This window comes from Pseudomonas sp. GD03862 (assembly GCF_029840855.1).
Classification (GTDB): domain Bacteria; phylum Pseudomonadota; class Gammaproteobacteria; order Pseudomonadales; family Pseudomonadaceae; genus Aquipseudomonas; species Aquipseudomonas alloputida.
Genome location: NZ_JAOCDI010000058.1, coordinates 1 through 19,149, shown reverse-complemented (window position 1 = coordinate 19,149; position 19,149 = coordinate 1). Strand labels below are relative to the sequence as shown.

Annotated in this window: 5 protein-coding genes and 1 pseudogene; 1 reads left to right on the top strand and 5 read right to left on the bottom strand. The window is 64.3% G+C overall.

What is annotated here, in order from left to right; genetic code table 11:
• The first annotated feature begins 254 nt into the window (after positions 1-254).
• On the top strand, positions 255-13,235 hold the full coding sequence (locus tag N5D53_RS25105) for a non-ribosomal peptide synthetase (RefSeq protein ID WP_279841003.1): 12,981 nt from the start codon (positions 255-257) through the stop codon (positions 13,233-13,235).
• Positions 13,236-13,277: 42 nt separating this feature from the next.
• On the opposite strand, the gene N5D53_RS25100 is transcribed toward N5D53_RS25105, so the two are convergent.
• From N5D53_RS25100 to dsbD, 5 genes and pseudogenes are all read right to left on the bottom strand, one after another.
• Positions 13,278-13,979: an ATP-binding cassette domain-containing protein gene (locus tag N5D53_RS25100; protein ID WP_274140659.1), complete on the bottom strand. Its 702-nt coding sequence runs from the start codon at positions 13,977-13,979 to the stop codon at positions 13,278-13,280.
• Positions 13,979-14,714, bottom strand: a pseudogene (locus N5D53_RS27685) (hypothetical protein). Before N5D53_RS27685 ends, N5D53_RS25100 begins: the two are co-directional and overlap by 1 nt.
• Before the next feature lie 828 nt (positions 14,715-15,542).
• Positions 15,543-16,301 (bottom strand): thiol:disulfide interchange protein DsbG, encoded by a 759-nt coding sequence (gene dsbG / locus N5D53_RS25095; RefSeq protein ID WP_190869594.1) that lies wholly within the window; start codon positions 16,299-16,301, stop codon positions 15,543-15,545.
• A gap of 1 nt (position 16,302) precedes the next feature.
• Positions 16,303-17,139 (bottom strand): TlpA disulfide reductase family protein, encoded by an 837-nt coding sequence (locus tag N5D53_RS25090; RefSeq protein WP_104961094.1) that lies wholly within the window; start codon positions 17,137-17,139, stop codon positions 16,303-16,305.
• The gene (dsbD, locus tag N5D53_RS25085; RefSeq protein ID WP_020193880.1) at positions 17,139-18,854 is read right to left on the bottom strand and encodes a protein-disulfide reductase DsbD; all 1,716 of its coding nucleotides are present in this window, start codon (positions 18,852-18,854) and stop codon (positions 17,139-17,141) included. Before dsbD ends, N5D53_RS25090 begins: the two co-directional genes overlap by 1 nt.
• Positions 18,855-19,149 lie beyond the last annotated feature (295 nt).

Below are 19,149 nucleotides of genomic sequence, written 5' to 3'. Positions count from 1 at the left end.
TCCTACGACGTGCGACAAACTATGCAAGATGATAATAATTGTCAAATGCGAAATGTAATTAGTATCTGTGGGTTTCAGTTCTAAAGCGCGGTTGGCTTTGGGGGTATGCCTTATCAACCCTTAATGCCTGACCTGCCCGCTAATTTCTCCCCCTGCCCATCCGTTCCCCTGTGTACATCCCCGGTCGAATACGTTGCCCGCCCACGTTAGCGGAGCAGCTGTCAGACCTAACCAGACACTGGCAGGAACACCCAATGACGGACGCCTTCGAACTCCCGCTCTCGCTGGTCCAGGCCCTGGCGCAACGCGCCGCGCAGACCCCGGACAGGATTGCCCTGCGCTTTCTCGCCGACACGCCCGGTGAGCAGGCCGTGCTCAGCTACCGGGACCTCGACCAGCGTGCACGCACCATCGCCGCCGCCTTGCAGGCGCGCGCCAGCTTCGGTGACCGTGCCGTGCTGTTGTTCCCCAGCGGGCCAGATTACGTGGCGGCGTTCTTCGGCTGCCTGTATGCCGGGGTCATCGCGGTGCCGGCCTACCCGCCGGAGTCGGCGCGCCAGCACCACCAGGAGCGTTTGCTGTCGATCATCGATGACGCCGAGCCGTGCCTGCTGCTGACCGTGGCGGCGCTGCACGACAGCCTGCAGGGCCTGGAAGCCCTGGCGGCGGACAATGCCCCCCAACTGCTGGCAGTGGATGGCTTGGACCCGGCCCTGGCTGCGAACTGGCGTGAACCCGCGCTCAAGGGCGATGACATCGCCTTTCTGCAGTACACCTCCGGTTCCACCGCGCTGCCCAAGGGCGTGCAGGTCAGCCATGGCAACCTGGTGGCCAACGAGCAACTGATCCGCCAAGGCTTTGGCATCGACCTCAACCCCGACGATGTGATCGTCAGCTGGCTACCGCTGTACCATGACATGGGCCTGATCGGCGGCCTGCTGCAGCCGATCTTCAGTGGCGTGCCTTGCGTGCTGATGTCGCCGGGGTACTTCCTGGCCCGGCCGTTGCGCTGGTTGCAGGCCATCAGCGAATACGGTGGCACCATCAGCGGCGGGCCCGACTTCGCTTATCGCCTGTGCAGCGAGCGGGTCAGTGAGGCTTCGCTGGCCGGGCTCGACCTGAGCCGCTGGCGCGTGGCCTATTCCGGCTCCGAGCCGATCCGCCAGGACAGCCTGGCCACCTTCGCCGACAAGTTCCAGGCCTGTGGCTTCGACCCGCAGAGCTTCTTCGCCAGTTATGGCCTGGCCGAAGCCACCCTGTTCGTCAGCGGCAGCCGTCGTGGCCAGGGTATCGCCGCGCTTGAGCTGGATGCCAAAGCCTTCGCCGCCAACCGCGCCGAACCCGGCACTGGCAGCGTGCTGATGAGTTGCGGCTTCCCGCAGCCGGGGCACGCGGTACGCATCGTCGAGCCGCAACAGTTGCAAGTGCTGGGCGACAACCAGGTGGGGGAAATCTGGGCAGGCGGCCCGAGCATCGCCCGGGGCTACTGGCGCAACCCAGAAGCCAGCGCTCGAACCTTCGTCGAAATGGACGGCCAGACCTGGCTGCGTACCGGCGACCTGGGCTTCATGCGTGACGGCGAGGTATTCGTCACCGGGCGTCTGAAGGACATGCTGATCGTGCGTGGGCAAAACCTGTACCCACAAGACCTGGAGAAAACCCTCGAGCGCGAAGTTCAGGTGCTGCGCAAAGGCCGGGTGGCGGTGTTCGCCGTCGAGCACCAAGGCGAGGAGGGCATCGGTGTCGCGGTGGAGATCAGCCGCAACGTGCAAAAGGCACTCAAGCCCCAGGACCTGATCAAGACTCTGCGCCAGGTCGTCGCCGACACCTGCCGACAGGCCCCGGCCGTGGTCCTGCTGCTGAACCCCGGCGCGCTGCCGAAGACCTCCAGCGGCAAGTTGCAGCGCTCTGCCTGCCGGCTGCGCATGGACGATGGCAGCCTGGACTGCTATGCCCGTTTCCCTGAGGTGAGCGAAGCCGGTACCCGTGCATCCGCTGGCGACGAGCTGCAAGCACGCATCGCCGCTGTGTGGCGCGACATCCTCAAGGTAGAGGCGGTGGCCGCGGACGACCACTTCCTGCTGCTGGGCGGTAACTCCATCGCCGCCACCCAGGCCACAGCGCGCCTGGCCGATGAGTTGGGTATCGACCTGAGCCTGCGTACCCTGTTCGAGGCGCCGGTACTGGCCGACTACAGCAAGGCCGTGGCACAGATCATCGCCGATGGCGCCGATGGCGCCGCTGGCGCCGCTGGCACCGCTGGCACCGCAGCCATCACCACGCTGGAGCGCGCCCAGGCGTTGCCCCAGTCGCTGGCGCAAAACCGCTTGTGGCTGCTTTGGCAGCTGGAACCGCAATCAGCGGCCTACAACATTCCCGCCGGCTTGCACCTGCGTGGCGAGCTGGATGTCAACGCTCTGCAAGTGGCCTTCCAGGCACTGGTGGCGCGCCATGAATCGCTGCGTACCGTGTTCAGCGAAGAGAATGGCCAGGCGCTGCAGCGTATCCTGCCTCAACAGCCGTTCAGCCTGCACCGCCTGGACCTTGAAGGGCACTCGCCCGAGCAGGTTGCCGCGCAGCGTGAAACCGAGGCCCGCCAGCCGTTCGACCTCACCCAGGGCCCGCTGCTGCGGGTAACCCTGGTGCGCCTGGGCGACGAAGAGCATCAGCTGTGGGTGACCCTGCACCACATCGTTGCTGACGGCTGGTCGCTGAACATCCTGCTCGAAGAATTCGCCAAGCTGTATGCCGCTCGCTGCCAAGGCCTGGAGGCCAACCTGGCGCCGTTGCCCCTGGGTTACGCCGACTACGGCAGCTGGCAGCGGCAATGGCTGGCTGACGGTGAAGCCGAACGCCAGTTGCAGTACTGGAAGGCACACCTTGGTGGTGAGCTGCCGGCGCTCGACCTGTGCACTGACCACCCGCGCGCCAGCCAGCGCGAGCACAGCGCTGCGCGCTTCAACCTCAAGGTGCCGGCCAGGCTTGGCGAAGCGCTCAAGAGCCTTGCCCACCAGCAGCAGGCCAGCCTGTTCATGGTCCTGCTGGCAGGTTGGCAGGCGCTGCTGCAGCGCTACAGCGGCCAGGCCGATATCCGCGTCGGCGTGCCCAACGCCAACCGCCCGCGCCTGGAAACCCAAGGCATGGTCGGTTTCTTCATCAATACGCAGGTGCTGCGAGCGCAATTCGATGGCCGTCACTCGTTTACCCAGTTGCTGACCCAGGTACGACAGGCCACGTTGCAAGCCCAGGCTAATCAGGACCTGCCCTTCGAACAGCTTGTCGAAGCCCTGCCCGATGCGCGCGAACAGGGCCTGTTCCAGGTCATGTTCAACCACCAGCAACGCGACCTGTCAGCCCTGCGGCGTCTGCCGGGGCTGTTGGCCGAAGAGCTGGCGTGGCACAGCCGCGAAGCCAAGTTCGACTTGCAGTTGCACAGTGAGGAGGACCATCTGGGCCGCCTGAGCCTGGCCTTCGACTACGCCACGGAGCTGTTCGAAGCCAGCACCGTCGAACGTCTGGCCCATCACCTGCTGGCGCTGCTGGAACAGGTGTGTGCCGCGCCGCAGCAGGCGCTGGGCGACGTGCAACTGCTGGATGAGCCCGGCCGTGCGCAGCTGCTGGGTTGGGGCCAGGCACCGGCCGCCGCAGCGCAGCACCTGTTGGTCGAACAACTCAATGAGCAGGCACGCCTGACGCCGCAGCGCACCGCCCTGGTTTGGGACGGGGGCAGCCTGGATTACGCCGGGCTGCACCAGCAAGCCAACCGCCTGGCCCACTACCTGCGTGACAAAGGCGTCGGCCCCGATACCTGTGTGGCCATTGCCATCGAGCGCTCACCGCAATTGCTGGTCGGCCTGCTAGCCATTCTCAAGGCCGGCGGTGCCTACGTGCCGCTGGATGTCGATTACCCTGCCGAACGCCTGGCCTACATGCTGGCCGACTGCGACGCCCGTTTGCTACTGAGCCACAGCAGCCTGCTGGGCAAGCTGCCGCAGGTCGACGGTGTCAGCGCCATTGCCCTCGACCAGTTGCACCTGGACAGCTGGCCCAGCCATGCCCCCGGCCTGCACCTGCACGGCGACAACCTGGCCTACGTTATCTATACCTCCGGCTCCACCGGGCAGCCCAAGGGCGTAGGCAATACCCATGCGGCGTTGGCCGAGCGCCTGCAGTGGATGCAGACGACCTATGCGCTGAATGACAGCGACGTGCTGATGCAGAAAGCGCCGATCAGTTTCGACGTCTCGGTGTGGGAATGCTTCTGGCCGCTGGTCACCGGCTGCAAGCTGGTGCTCGCCGGCCCTGGTGAACACCGCGACCCGCAGCGTATCGCTGCCCTGGTGCAGGCTTATGGGGTGACTACGCTGCACTTTGTACCGCCGCTGTTGCAGGTGTTCGTCCAGGAGCCGCAGGCGGGGGCCTGCAGTAGCTTGCGCCGGGTGTTCTCGGGTGGCGAAGCGTTGTCCGCCACGCTGCGTGACCGCGTGCTGCAGGTGCTGCCGCAGGTGCAGCTGCACAACCGGTACGGCCCGACCGAAACCGCCATCAACGTCACCCACTGGCACTGTCAGGTGGTGGACGGCGAGCGCTCGCCCATCGGCCGCCCGCTGGGCAATGTGCTGTGCCGCGTGCTGGACGATGAGCTGGAACTGAGCGCCCCCGGTGTGCCGGGCGAACTGTACCTCGGTGGCGCGGGCCTGGCCCGTGGTTACCTGGGCCGCCCCGGCCTCACTGCCGAGCGCTTCGTACCCCAGGCCGACGGCAATGGTCAGCGTCTGTACCGCAGTGGCGATCGCGCCCGCTGGCAGGTTCAGCTGGAGGCCCTGGAATACCTTGGCCGCCTCGACCAGCAGGTCAAGGTGCGCGGTTTCCGCGTCGAGCCCGAGGAAGTGCAGGCCTGCCTGCTGGCACAGGCAGGTGTGGAACAGGCGCTGGTGCTGATCCACAAGGACGCCGTTGGCGCGCAACTGGTCGGCTATTACAGTGGCAGCGCCCAGCCTGCCGAGGTGCTGGCCGTACTGGCTGAGCAATTGCCAGCCTACATGGTGCCGGCGCAACTCATCCCTTTGGCACAGATGCCACTGGGCCCCAGCGGCAAGGTCGACCGCAAGGCACTGCCTGCTCCAGTGTGGCAGCAGCGTGAGCATGTCGAGCCACGAACCGAGCTGCAACAACAGGTCGCGGCCATCTGGCGCGACGTGTTGAATCTGCCGCGCATTGGCTTGCAGGACGACTTCTTCGCCCTTGGTGGCCACTCGTTGCTGGCTACCCAGATCGTTTCGCGCACCCGCCAGGCCTGCGATGTCGAGCTGCCGCTCAAGGCCCTGTTCGAAGCCAGCGAGCTGGGCGCCTTCTGTGCCGAGATCGCCCGCCTGCGCGCGGCCGGCGAGCGCAACCTGCAAGGTGCAATCGCCCGTGTCGACAGCCGTCAGGCGGTGCCGCTGTCGTACTCGCAGCAGCGCATGTGGTTCCTCTGGCAGATGGAGCCGGACAGCCCGGCGTACAACGTCGGCGGCATGGCACGCCTGCGCGGCACCCTGCACGTGGACGCCTTCGAGCGTGCGCTGCAGGCGCTGATCGTGCGTCACGAAACCTTGCGCACCACGTTCCCCAGCATCGACGGCGTGCCGTACCAGTGCGTGGCCGAAGACAGCGGCCTGCATCTGGACTGGCAAGACTTCAGCGCTTTGTCAGACGATGCCCGCCAGCAACGTTTGCAACAACTGGCCGACGACCAGGCGCACCAGCCCTTCGACCTGGAGCGGGGTCCGCTGCTGCGCGCCTGCCTGGTCAAGGCCAACGAGCGCGAGCACTTCTTTGTGCTGACGCTGCACCACATCGTCACCGAAGGCTGGGCCATGGACATCTTCGCCCGCGAGCTGGGCGAGCTGTACGAAGCCTTTGTCGATGACCGCGAGTCGCCACTGGCGCCGCTGCCGGTGCAGTACCTGGACTACAGCGTGTGGCAACGGCAATGGCTGGAAAGCGGCGAGGGCGCTCGACAACTGGCCTACTGGAAGCATCGCCTGGGCGACGAGCACCCGGTGCTGGCGTTGCCTGCCGACCGCCCGCGTCCGGCAGTCCAGAGTCACCGTGGCGAGCTGTACCGCTTCGAACTCGATCCGGCACTGGTGGCCCGTGTGCATGCTTTCAATAGCCAGCGCGGCCTGACCCTGTTCATGACCATGACCGCCACCCTGGCCGCCTTGCTGCACCGCTACAGTGGCCAGCGCGACCTGCGTATCGGCGCGCCGGTGGCCAACCGCATCCGCCCGGAAAGCGAAGGCCTGATCGGCGCTTTCCTCAACACCCAGGTGCTGCGCTGCGAGCTGGACGGCCAGATGACCGCCAGCGCGCTGCTGGAGCAGGTTCGCCAGGCTGCCATCGAAGGCCAGTCGCACCAGGACCTGCCGTTCGACCAACTGGTAGAGGCCCTGCAGCCCCCACGCAGCAGTGCCTACAACCCGCTGTTCCAGGTGATGTGCAACGTGCAGCGCTGGGCCTTCCAGCAAAGCCGCACGCTGGCCGGCATGCAGGTGGACTACCTGGTCAACGATGCCAGCGCCACCAAGTTCGACCTGTACCTGGAGGTGACCGACCTGGACGGCCGGCTGGGCTGCTGCCTGACCTACAGCCGCGACCTGTTCGACGCGCCGCGTATCGCGCGCATGGCCGAGCATTGGCAACAACTGCTGGTCGGTTTGCTCGACAACCCGCAACACCGCCTGTGCGAACTGCCAATGCTGAGCAGTGCCGAGCAACAAGTGCTTACAGGCCAATTGCAGGGCGAACACGATTTCGACCTTGGCCAGACCCTCCACGGTCTGTTCGCTGCCCAGGCCGCGCGCACGCCACAGGCTGGCGCGCTGACCTTCGCCGGCCAGCACTTGACCTACGCCGAGCTCGACCAGCAGGCCAACCGCCTGGCGCGTGCCCTGCGCGAACGGGGTGTCGGCCCGCAGGTGCGCGTGGGCCTGGCGCTGGAGCGCTCGCTGGAAATGGTCGTCGGCCTGCTGGCCATCCTCAAGGCCGGCGGCGCCTATGTACCGCTCGACCCCGAGTACCCGCTCGACCGCCTGCGCTACATGATCGAAGACAGCCGCATCGGCTTGCTGCTCAGCCAGCGTGCGCTGCTGCACACCCTGGGCGAGCTGCCTGAAGGCGTGGCCAGCTGGAGCCTGGAAGACGATGCCGCCAGCCTGGCGGCCTACAGCGATGCGCCGCTGGACAACCTCAGCCTGCCGCAGCACCAGGCTTACCTGATCTACACCTCAGGCTCCACTGGCAAACCCAAGGGCGTGGTGGTCAGCCATGGGGAGTTCGCCATGCACTGCCAGGCGGTGATCGCCGCATTTGGCATGCGCAGCGATGATTGCGAGCTGCATTTCTATTCGATCAACTTCGACGCTGCCAGCGAGCGACTGTGGGTGCCGCTGTTGTGTGGTGCGCGTGTGGTATTGCGCGCCCAGGGGCAGTGGGGCGCCGAGGACATCTGCCAGTTGGTGCGCGAACAGCAGGTGAGCATTCTGGGCTTTACCCCCAGCTACGGCAGCCAGCTGGCGCAGTACCTGGGCGGGCGGGGCGAACAATTGCCGGTACGCCTGGTGATTACCGGTGGCGAAGCGCTGACCGGCGAGCACCTGCAGCGTATTCGCCAGGCATTTGCGCCGCAGCAGTGCTTCAATGCCTACGGCCCGACCGAAACCGTGGTCATGCCGCTGGCGTGCCTGGCGCCAGACGCGTTGCCAGCAGACCTTGGCAGCGTACCGATCGGCCGCGTCATCGGTAGCCGTACGGCCTACATCCTCGACGAGGATCTGGCCTTGTTGCCGCAAGGCGGCATTGGCGAACTGTATGTCGGCGGCGCCGGCCTGGCCCAGGGTTACCACGACCGGCCAGGCCTCACTGCCGAGCGCTTTGTCGCCGACCCGTTCAGTGCCGAAGGCGGGCGCCTGTACCGTACCGGCGACCTGGTACGCCTGGGTACCGATGGCCTGGTGGAGTATGTCGGCCGTGCCGACCAGCAGGTGAAGATCCGCGGCTTCCGCATCGAACTGGGCGAAATCGAGAGCCGCCTGCAAGCGCACGAGGAAGTCGACGAGGCCGTCGTGCTGGCGCTGGACTTGCCGGGCGGCAAGCAGTTGGTGGGCTATCTGGTGTGCAGGCAGGCCACCGCCGGTAGCAACGCGCAACAACTGCTGCGCGAAGCGGTGAAAGCCGATGCCCGCCAGCACCTGCCCGACTACATGGTGCCTGCGCACCTGGTGCTGCTCGACAGCCTGCCGCTGATGGGCAACGGCAAGCTCGACCGCCGCGCGCTGCCATTGCCGGACCTTGAGCAGGCGCGGCAGCAATACCAGCCCCCTGGCAATGAGGTGGAAGCACAGCTGGCGCAGATCTGGCGCGATGTGCTCAACGTTGCCCGGGTCGGCGTGCAGGACAACTTCTTCGAGCTGGGGGGCGACTCGATCCTGTCGATTCAGGTGGTCAGCCGCGCCCGGCAGGCCGGCTTGCAATTCACCCCGCGCGACCTGTTCCAGCATCAGACCATCCAGACCCTGGCAGCTGTGGTTCAGCTCAGCGAAGCCGTGAGCACGGTGGAGCAGGGACTGCGCCAGGGCCAGGCCGGGTTGACGCCGATCCAGCACTGGTTCTTCGACAGTGACGTGCCACAGCCGCAACACTGGAACCAGGCCGTGCTGCTGGAGGTGCGCCAACCCTTGGTTGAGGCCACCCTTGCACAGGCATTGGCTGCGCTGGTGCAGCACCATGACAGCCTGCGCCTGCGCTTCAGCGACGCCCAGGGCCGCTGGCAGGCCCAGTACGTGCAGCCTGGCGCCGAGCAACTGCTGTGGAGCGCCACTGTCGCCGATTTCAATGATTGTCAGGCACTCTACACCGACGTGCAGCGCAGCCTGGACCTGCAACAGGGGCCGCTACTGCGCGCCTTGCTGGTGCGTGACGGGCAGGGCACCCAGCGGTTGCTGCTGGCGATTCATCACCTGGTGGTTGATGGCGTGTCCTGGCGTGTGCTGCTGGAAGACCTGCAGGCGCTGTACCGTGGCCAGTCTCTGCCGGCCAAGACCCACGCCGTCGGCGACTGGGCCGCGCGCCTGGCCAGCTACGCCGGCAGCGATTCGCTGCGTGACGAACTGGCCTGGTGGCAAGGCCAGCTGGGCGGTGTGCGTCGCGAATTGCCGTGCGACCATCCGCAGGGCGGCAATTTGCATCGCCACGCTCAAACCCTGGCCATCGGCCTGGACGTGGAGCAAACCCGGCAGCTGTTGCAACTGGCCCCGGCGGCTTACCACACCCAGGTCAACGACCTGCTGTTGACTGCACTGGCGCGGGCCTTGTGCCGCTGGTGCGGCGATGAAGAAGTGCTGGTGCAGCTCGAAGGCCATGGCCGTGACGGCCTGTTCGAAGACATGGACCTGACCCGCAGCGTCGGCTGGTTCACCAATGCCTACCCACTGAGCCTGCGTCCGCTGCCAGGTGAAGACGACGCGGCGCGGGCCGGTTCGATCAAGCGCATCAAGGAACAACTGCGCCAGGTGCCGCACAAGGGCCTGGGCTACGGCGTACTGCGTTACCTGGCGGATGCCGCCGGGCGCGAACAGATGGCGGCCTTGCCGCAGGCGCGCATCACCTTCAACTACCTGGGCCAGTTCGACCAGCAGTTCGACAGTGCGGCCTTGTTCCAGCCTCTGGAGGCACCGGCCGGATTGGCGCATGACCTCGATGCGCCGTTGCCCAACTGGTTGAGCGTCGATGGCCAGGTGTATGGCGGTGCTCTGCAATTGCGCTGGACCTTCAGCGCCGAGCGCTACGACCAGCAGACCATCGCGGGTCTGGCTGAGGCCTATCGTCAGGAGCTGCTGGCGCTGGTCGCGCATTGCCTGGCCGATGGCAATGGCAGCTTCACCCCATCAGACTTCCCGCTGGCGCACCTGACTCAGGAGCAGATCGACGCATTGCCGGTCCCGGCCGCGCAGATCGAGGACGTTTACCCGCTGACGCCGATGCAGGAAGGCATGCTGCTGCACACCCTGCTGGAGCCGGGCACTGGCCTCTACTACATGCAGGACCGCTACCGTATCAACAGCGCCCTCGACCCTGAGCGTTTCGCCCAGGCCTGGCAGGCGGTGGTGGCGCGCCACGAAGCGTTGCGCGCCTCGTTCAGCTGGAACAGCGGCGAGGCGATGCTGCAGATCATCCACAAGCCGGGCAACCTGGCGGTGGACTACCAGGACTGGCGCGGCCTTGCTGAGGATACCCAGGAGCAGCGCCTGCAGGCCCTGCACAAGCAGGAGCGCGAGGCCGGCTTTGCCTTGCTCAGCGAGGCACCGTTCCACCTGCGCCTGGTGCGCGTGGCCGATGAACGCTACTGGTTCATGATGAGCAACCACCACATCCTTATCGATGCCTGGTGCCGCTCGCTGTTGATGAACGATTTCTTCGAGGTCTACCAGGCCCTTGGCGAAGGCCGTCAGGCCCAACTGCCGGTGCCGCCGCGTTACCGCGATTACATCGGTTGGCTGCAACGCCAGGGCCTGGACGACGCACGCGCCTGGTGGCAGGCCAACCTGGCCGGCTTCGAACGTGCCACAGCCATCCCTAGCGACCGCCCGCTGCGCCATGACCACGCCGGTAGCGGCATGGTCGTCGGCGACTGCTACACCCGCCTGGAGGTGAGTGATGGTGTGCGTCTGCGCGAACTGGCCCAGGCTCATCAGCTCACCGTCAACACCTTCGCCCAGGCGGCCTGGGCCTTGGTGTTGGCGCGTTACAGCGGCGACCGCGATGTGGCCTTTGGCGTGACCGTGGCCGGTCGCCCGGTGAGCATGCCGCAGATGCAGCGCACCGTCGGCCTGTTCATCAACAGCGTGGCCCTGCGCGTGCAGTTGCCCGCGGCGGGTGAGCGCTGCAGCGTACGCCAGTGGCTGCAAGGCCTGCTGCAAAGCAACATGGAGCTGCGCGAGTACGAATACCTGCCGCTGGTGGCGATCCAGGCGTGCAGCGAGCTGCCCAAGGGCCAGCCGCTGTTCGACAGCCTGTTCGTGTTCGAGAATGCGCCGGTTGAAACCGCCGTGCTCGATCACGCCCAGCACCTGAACGCCAGCTCCGACTCGGGCCGTACCCACACCAACTTCCCGCTGACGGCGGTGTGCTACCCGGGTGATGACCTGGGCCTGCACCTGTCGTTCGACCAGCGCTACTTCGACTACCCGACCGTCGAGCGCCTGCTGGCCGAATTCAAGCGCCTGCTGCTGGCGCTGGTACAAGGTTTTGAAGGGGAGGTGAGCGAGCTACCGTTGCTGAGCGCCCAGGAGCAAGGCTTCCTGCTGGAGGACTGCAACCGGACCGAGCGGGTTTATCCGCTGGAACAAAGCTACATCGCGCAGTTCGAAGCGCAGGTCGTGGCGCATCCACAGCGTACCGTGGCCCGCTGCCTGGAGGCGTCCTATGATTACGCCGGGCTGAACCTGGCGGCCAACCGCCTGGGCCATGCGCTGGTGGCTGCTGGGGTCTGCGTGGACCAGCCAGTGGCACTGCTTGCCGAGCGTGGGTTGCCGCTGCTGGGCATGATCGTTGGCAGCTTCAAGGCCGGCGCCGGCTACCTGCCGCTGGACCCGGGCCTGCCGGCGGCGCGCCTGCAAAGCATCATCCAGCTCAGCCGCACGCCAGTGCTGGTGTGCAGCGCGGCCTGCGCCGAGCAGGGGCGGCAGTTGCTCGGTGAGCTGGAGACTGCGCTGCGGCCGCGACTGCTGGTCTGGGAAGACATCCAGGCCAACCCGATCGCAAGCCACAACCCGGGCATCCACAGTGGCCCGGACAACCTCGCCTACGTGATCTACACCTCAGGCTCGACCGGCCTGCCAAAAGGGGTGATGGTCGAGCAGCGCGGCATGCTCAACAACCAGCTGAGCAAGGTGCCGTACCTGGCCCTGAGCGAGCAGGACGTGATTGCCCAGACCGCCTCGCAAAGCTTCGACATTTCAGTCTGGCAGTTCCTGGCTGCGCCGCTGTTCGGCGCCAAGGTAGAGATCGTGCCTAACGCCATCGCCCATGACCCGCATGGCCTGCTGGCGCACGTGCATGCCACTGGCATCACCGTGCTGGAGAGCGTGCCGTCGCTGATCCAGGGCATGCTGGCCAGCGACCACCAGGCCCTCGACGGCCTGCGCTGGATGCTGCCGACCGGCGAGGCCATGCCACCGGAGCTGGCGGCGCAGTGGCTGCAGCGCTACCCGCAGATCGGCCTGGTCAATGCCTATGGGCCGGCGGAGTGCTCGGATGACGTGGCGTTCTTCCGCGTCGATGCCGCCTCGACCCAAGGCAGCTACCTGCCAATCGGCACGCCAACCGACAACAACCGGCTGTACCTGTTCGGCGAGGACCAGGCGCTGGTGCCGCTGGGTGCGGTGGGCGAGCTGTGCGTGGCTGGTACGGGTGTAGGCCGTGGCTACGTCGGTGACCCGGTGCGCACGGCGCTGGCGTTCATCCCTCACCCTTACGGGGCGCCGGGCGAACGCCTGTACCGCACTGGCGACCTGGCGCGGCAACGCCCGGACGGTGTGCTGGAGTACGTCGGGCGCATCGACCATCAGGTGAAGATTCGCGGCTATCGCATCGAGCTGGGCGAGATCGAGGCCCGGCTGCATGAGCAGGCGGAAATTCGCGATGCTGCCGTGGCGGTGCAGGAGGGTGTGAACGGCAAGCATCTGGTTGGCTACCTGGTGGCGCACCAAGGCGTCAGTGCCGATGCCGCGTTGCTGGAGCAGGTCAAGCAACGTCTGCGTGCCGAGTTGCCGGAGTACATGGTGCCGTTGCATTGGGGCTGGTTCGACAGCTTGCCGCACAACGCCAACGGCAAGCTCGACCGCAAGGCCCTGCCAGCCATCGACATCGGCGGCCAGTACAGTCAGGCCTATCAGGCGCCACGCAACGAATTGGAGGACGTGTTGGCGGGTATTTGGGCCGATGTGCTCAAAGCCGAGCGGGTGGGGGTGCACGACAACTTCTTCGAGCTGGGCGGGCATTCGCTGCTGGCCACGCAGATCGCTTCGCGGGTGCAGAAGCAGCTACAGCTGAACGTGCCGCTGCGGGCGATGTTCGAGTGCAGCACGGTGGAGGCGTTGGCCGAGTATGTACAGGGGCTGCAGGGCAGTGCGCTGGATGATGACAAGATCGACCGGCTCAGTGACCTGATGGCGGAGCTGGAGGGGCTGTGATGGGCAGGGGCGCTTGGCGCCCCCTCTCAATGGCCACGGTACCTAGACCAAAGCATTGATAAAGGCTTCATCCAGCGATTTGGCACGGTGGCGTTCCATGAACTGTCCACCACTGTCAAACGCTTCCAGTCGTTTGTTTGCGAGCATATAAAAGCGCTGGCAGTTTTTCGTGATTTCCTCTGTGTAATGAGAAGATATCAGCACGCTCGCACCTTCCGCGCACGCGCTTTTTATACCGAGCCATATATAATGTCGAAATTCAGGGTCCACGCCAGCCGTTGGCTCGTCAAGAATGATCAAGTCACTGTTTAAAAGCAACAAGGTCAGCGTGAAGTAGCTGCGAATTTCACCGTAGCTGCAATTGGCGGCTTTTTTCTTGGCAATTTCTGCATATCGCTTGGACAGTGACGGGGACCATTTGGCTAGTTTCGAGAGAATCTCTGTGTGATCTGGGGAAACGTTGGGGGTCAGGCTGGTGATTAGCTTGCCCGCTTCGTCCATGCGCAGTAAGGGGGGCGGTGTAAGGATTTGGGTCAAATAGGCCTGACGCCTGGATACATTGGAAATGGTGCCTTTCGCCGGTTTCTTTATTTTACAGATGAGGTCGAAAAGGGTTGTCTTTCCGGCCCCGTTGTTGCCCAGAATGCCAACCAGTTCCCCCGCTTTTATAGTGAGTTCAATGTCGTTCAGCAGCGGGTTTCCGCTGTATCCGAAGTGAAGGTTGTTTATAGTTAAAATGTCCATCAGTATCGGCTCCATATGGGTTGGATTCTGAAATACCTTCCGGTCAGGTATGTCGAGGCCGCAGAGGCCGAAAGAGCAATCAGGAAACTGTTGAGAAGGGGCATTTCGCCATGGAAGATCTGCGCTTAGAAAGAGCGGGTTGATCAGCGTTAGCGTATGCGAAGCATCGTGCCCCAGCGTGGCACCGGTGTATCCGGAGACCAGCATGAGAAATGACATGAGTGAGAAAAGTGTGCTGGCTGTGCTGAATTTTATCGGCAGCGCAGCGATCCCCAGGCCGATACAGGTGAACATGAGGTAGCTGGTGTAAAAGCATGCCATCAGATAGAGGTATTCAGGAAGTGAGTAGTGACCTCGTAAGGGTTTGGTCAAGAGGTAGAATAGTGTGGCGTAAAGCGAGCTCAATAAAAAATAACTGAGTGTGTGGGCAGTCAGGAATAGCTTGATTGCGCTGTGTTGGTAGATGAAGGACCGCGTGAAGCCACTTTCCCTCCTGCCGATGAGGTAGAAGCTGAATCCAAAGAACGCGAGGGTAGCAGAGATGTATGAGTAGAACCAGGCGGCTGAAGCGGTATAGGTCGAGGCTACATGCGTTGGCTGGGTGATGATGAAGAGTATGCAAGGGGCCAGCGCTGACCAAAGAAGCGATGTGGGCTCCCTCAAGTGCTCAGTGGTCAAGATTTTTGTGATGCTCGTGATTTTTTGTGCGCTGCGGATACAGTGGTTTGGATTCATGAGTAGACCAATTTGGTGTCATTGTTGCGGTGTTATTTGATTTCGCAGTGAGTGTCGAAGCCAATGCCATGAGGGTAATGCCAAATTGATTTTTCATGAGTGTCTCCTGGTTTTTGGTGTGGTCTGAAATGTATGGGTATGGAGGTTTAGGCGTTCGGTTGTTTCAAGTCAATCTTTCGGTGGGGATGGCGTGGCTGGACGTGATATTGGAATGTTCGGTTTAAAGCTATTTTTGTGGGGAAATTCTTCAGAAGGGTCTTGCTTAAATCTGATAATGTTTTTTGGGGTTTATTTTTTCTTCTAATTGTGTAAGAAATTTCTGTTTTTGATGCTCGAACGCTCTGTTGTGAATGTCCGAATGTTCTTTATTGTGCGTGTGTGTAGGATTTGAATAAGGGAAGCAAGCAAACGATGTTTAACGACAGGGCGTGCCGAATAATTGTTTCTAGATATGTTGAGTGGCAGATTTAAATCTGCGCGGGGTAGATTTGCCCGGTCGGGAGATTTAATGCTTGCGAAAGAACGGCCTGCGTCCAATCACCAATGTGTGTCCACTCCCGATCAGCGTAGGAGCGGGTTTACCCGCGAATACAGTGGCGGCGGCAACGGTGAACGGCTGGTGGAAATTGGCCAGCAGGTCCGGCCCTTTCGCGGGTAAACCCGCTCCTACGGCCGACCGCGCAGGCCTTGCGATCACGGGCCTGGCGCAAAACCCAGCCGTTAGCGCGAGCCCCGTAGGAGCGGGTTCACCCGCGAACACCGGCGTAGCCGGTGCCATGCCCCGCGTCACCTGCTTCGCGGCGCTCGATCTGTGCCCCACCACATGCACTAACGCTTGCCCAGAATCTTCCCAAGCATCTCCGGCCGTGGTGCCCCTTGCTGGCTTTGCAGGTTGCCTTGCTCATCCTGATAGAAAATGGCCGGAGTCGCCTGCAACCCCATCTCTTCCATCAACGCCATGTTCGCCGCCAGCTTCTGTTGCACAGCCTCTGGCACCTGTTCCAGCGCCTTCAGGGTACTGGCCTTGCCGGCCTTTTCATGCTGTTGCAGTGCCTTGACCGGGTCTTTCGCTGCCAGCAGTGCCGCCGATTTGCCCGGGCTGTCTTCGCGGATGATGCCGACCATGATATGGCGCAACTGCACCTTGCCCGACTCTACCCACGGCCGCGCCTGTTCCCAGAACATGTTGCAGTAGGGGCAGTTCGGGTCGCTGAACAGGTACACCTTGCGCGGCGCATCGGCCTTGCCGTCGGCGATCCACGCGGTTTTTTCCATTTTCGCCCAGATTTCCTTGCTCATCGGCGCGTATACCAGCTTTTGCAGCGGCTCGGCGCTCAGGTCTTTGCCCTGTTCGTCGAACAGGCTGCCGACCAGTACATGCTTGCCGTCAGGGGTCAGGTACAGGGCCAGGGCGTTGTTCTGGTACTCGGCGGCATAACCGCGCAGGCCGTTGGGCGCATCGAAGCTGCCCTTGATCACGGCGCCCTTGGCTTGGAGCTGCTGAACAGCTTTGGGCAGTTCTTCGGCCTGCAGGGCAGGGGAGGCCAGCAGGGCCAGGGACAGGGGCAGCAGTGCAGTCAATCGCATGTCAGTTTCCTTGTGCGGCAGGGGCGGGCGCAATGGCCCGGTCGAAAGGTTCCAGAGCGTGGCGCAGGCTGGCCCGGGACAGTTCGCCCAGGTGGCTGCCGACCAGCCGCCCGTTGGCGTCGTAGAACAGGGTGGTGGGCAAGGCCATGGAGCCGACGCGCTGGGCCAGCAGGCCGGTGCCGTCGAACAGCACGTGGGTCAGGCTCAGGCCGGTGGTGGCGAGGAAGGTGCTGACGTTTTCCGGGGTTTCGCCCTGGTTGACGAACAGGAAGGTCACGTGCGGGTAAGCGCTTTGCGCCTGTTGCAGCACTGGCATCTCACGCCGACACGGCGGGCACCAGGTGGCCCAGATGTTGATGACCAGCGGCTTGCCGCGGTAGCTGTGCAATGCCACGGCCTGGCCGCCGGCGTTGCGCAGGCTCAGTTCGGGCAGTTCGGTGCCTTTGCTGTACAGGTGGCCGCCGAGGCTGGCCAGGCCCCAGAACAGTGCGCCGCTGAACAGCGCCCAGCCTAGCGGGCGGCGCAGACCGGGGTGGCGCCAGCCCTGCCACAGGGCTCCGAGCACGATGCCGGCAAGGCCCGACCAGAACAGGAAGCCGCCGTCACGGATGTCGATGATTTGCAGCGGGTCGTCCCGGTACATCGGCCAGTAGGCCAGTACGAAGCCGGCGCGGGCACACAGCAGGCCGATCAGGAACAGGTTGAACAGCGCCGATTCCGGGCTCTCGCCGCCACGTCGGGCGACCCACCAGCCGACCACGCTGGCGATCACCAGGGCGGTGAGCATCAGCAGGTGGTTGAGGGCCATGGTCAGTGGCCCGAGTGTTACGGTCAGCATCAGCCTTGGCTCCTGGTCTGGACCCAGTGTTGCTGGAACGCTGCTGCGTCCACCTCACCGGTGATGCGCCGCGCGCGGCGTTCTTCGCCTTCCGGGCCGATCCAGATGATGCTGGGCGGGCCGGGTACTTGGTAGCGCTGCAGCAGGGCTTTGCTGGCTGGGCTGTCGGCGGTCACGTCCAGGCGCAGCAGGTGCACGCCGGCCAGGCCGGTCTGCACGTCGCTGCGGGCGAACACCTGTTTTTCCATGACTTTGCACGACACGCACCAGTCGGCATAGTAGTCGAGCATCACCCACTGGCCGCGGGCTTTGGCCGCGTCCAGCTCACGTTGCAGGTCCTCGGGGCGGCTGACGGTGACGAAGCTGTCCTCGGCATGCTGGCCAGCGGCCGCTGTGCTGCCACCCCCGGCGAACGGGCGTAGTGGCTGCCAGAGGTCGTCGCCGCCTGCTGCCGCACCGACCAGCAACAGGCCGCCCCACAGCGCGCCGAGCAACGGCACTGCACGCAACGCCGGCAGCCGCTGCAGGGCTGGCCAGGCAGCCCAGGCCAAGGCGATCAGCCAGGCGCCGCTCAGTGCCAGCAGCAAGGTAGCAGGCAGCAGGCTGCGCACGGTGTACAGCGCCATGGCCAGGAACACGAAACCGAACACACCCTTGACCCGGTTCATCCACGCACCCGGGCGCGGCAGATAACGGTTGCCCAGGGTTACCAGCAACAGCAGCGGCACGCCCATGCCCAGGCCGAGGCTGAACAGCACCAGCGCGCCTTGCAGCACGTCACCGCTCTGCGCGATGTACAGCAGCGCACCGGCCAACGGCGCAGTCATGCACGGGCCGAGCAACAGGCCGGACAATGCCCCGAGCAGTGCCGCGCCATACAGGTTGCCGCCACGGGTACCTTGCCCGGCGCGGTCCAGGCGGTCGCGCAGGGCGGCAGGCAGTTGCAGTTCGAAGACGCCGAACATCGGCAGTGCCAGCAGCACGAACAGCCCTGCCAGGCTGCCCAGCAGCCAGGGTTGCTGCAGCCAGGCCTGCAGGCTGGCACCCAGCAGGGCAGCAACCACCCCGAGCCCGGCGTACACCAGGGCCATGCTCAGCACATAGACCCCGGCCAGCAGCCAGCCGCGCCGGGCACTGGCGCCATTGCCCAGCACCAGCCCGGCAAGGATCGGCAGCATCGGCAGCGAGCAGGGGGTGAAGGCCAGCAGCAGCCCAAGGCCGAAGAACGCCAGCAGGCTCCATGCCAGGTGGCCTTGCTGAAGGCCGCTGGCCAGGGCCTGGTCGCTGGCTTGCTCGGCGGCGGGCGTTACGCTGCCACCCAAGTCGATCGAGGTGGTTTGCGGCGGGTAGCATAGGCCGGCATCGGCACAGCCCTGCCAGCCCAGGCGCAACTGACCCTGGGCGTTGGCAGGCAATAGCAGTTCAAGCTGGTCGCGATACACCGCGCTGTCGCCGAAGAACTCGTCGTGATGGTTGAGTGCCGGTGGCAGTTGCGGGTGTTGCTCGGTGGGCAGGCCATCGAACTTCAGGCGCTTCTGGTACAGGTAGTAGCCCGGCTTGATCTGGAAGTACAGGCGCATCTGGCCGTCGGCCTGGCGGTCGTGGGTGAGCACGAAGGCTTGGTCAACCGGCAGGAAGTCTGGTTTCACATCGAACGGGTTGGCTTGCAACGGGCCGGCCAGTAGGAGTGTGAGGAAGAGCAGGAGAACGCGCATGTCTTCGCCTTGGCAGATCTGGGAATGGGGCCATGCTGGCTGGGGTTGATTAAATGAAGGTTAACGCGGGTGTTGGGGTTGGGGGTGAGTCAGGAGTAGTAAGAGTTTGTTCTGGGTTTGCAGGGTCTTTGTTGTTGGATTTTCGAGGGGGCGGCGTTGGAATTTTGAGGGGACGGCGTTGGGATTTTGAGATGTTTGCCGATTCATTTTCAGCGCCTGTGAGATCGAGCGCCGCCCGCGCGGCGCTTCGCGGGTAAACCCGCTCCTACGTTTGTTTCGGGCCAATTATTCCTGT

Coding starts and splice junctions, on each gene's coding strand:
- dsbG (WP_190869594.1), bottom strand. CDS start 16,301: ATGCGATTGACTGCACTGCTGCCCCTGTCCCTGGCCCTGCTGGCCTCC.
- N5D53_RS25105 (WP_279841003.1), top strand. CDS start 255: ATGACGGACGCCTTCGAACTCCCGCTCTCGCTGGTCCAGGCCCTGGCG.
- N5D53_RS25090 (WP_104961094.1), bottom strand. CDS start 17,139: ATGCTGACCGTAACACTCGGGCCACTGACCATGGCCCTCAACCACCTG.
- N5D53_RS25100 (WP_274140659.1), bottom strand. CDS start 13,979: ATGGACATTTTAACTATAAACAACCTTCACTTCGGATACAGCGGAAAC.
- dsbD (WP_020193880.1), bottom strand. CDS start 18,854: ATGCGCGTTCTCCTGCTCTTCCTCACACTCCTACTGGCCGGCCCGTTG.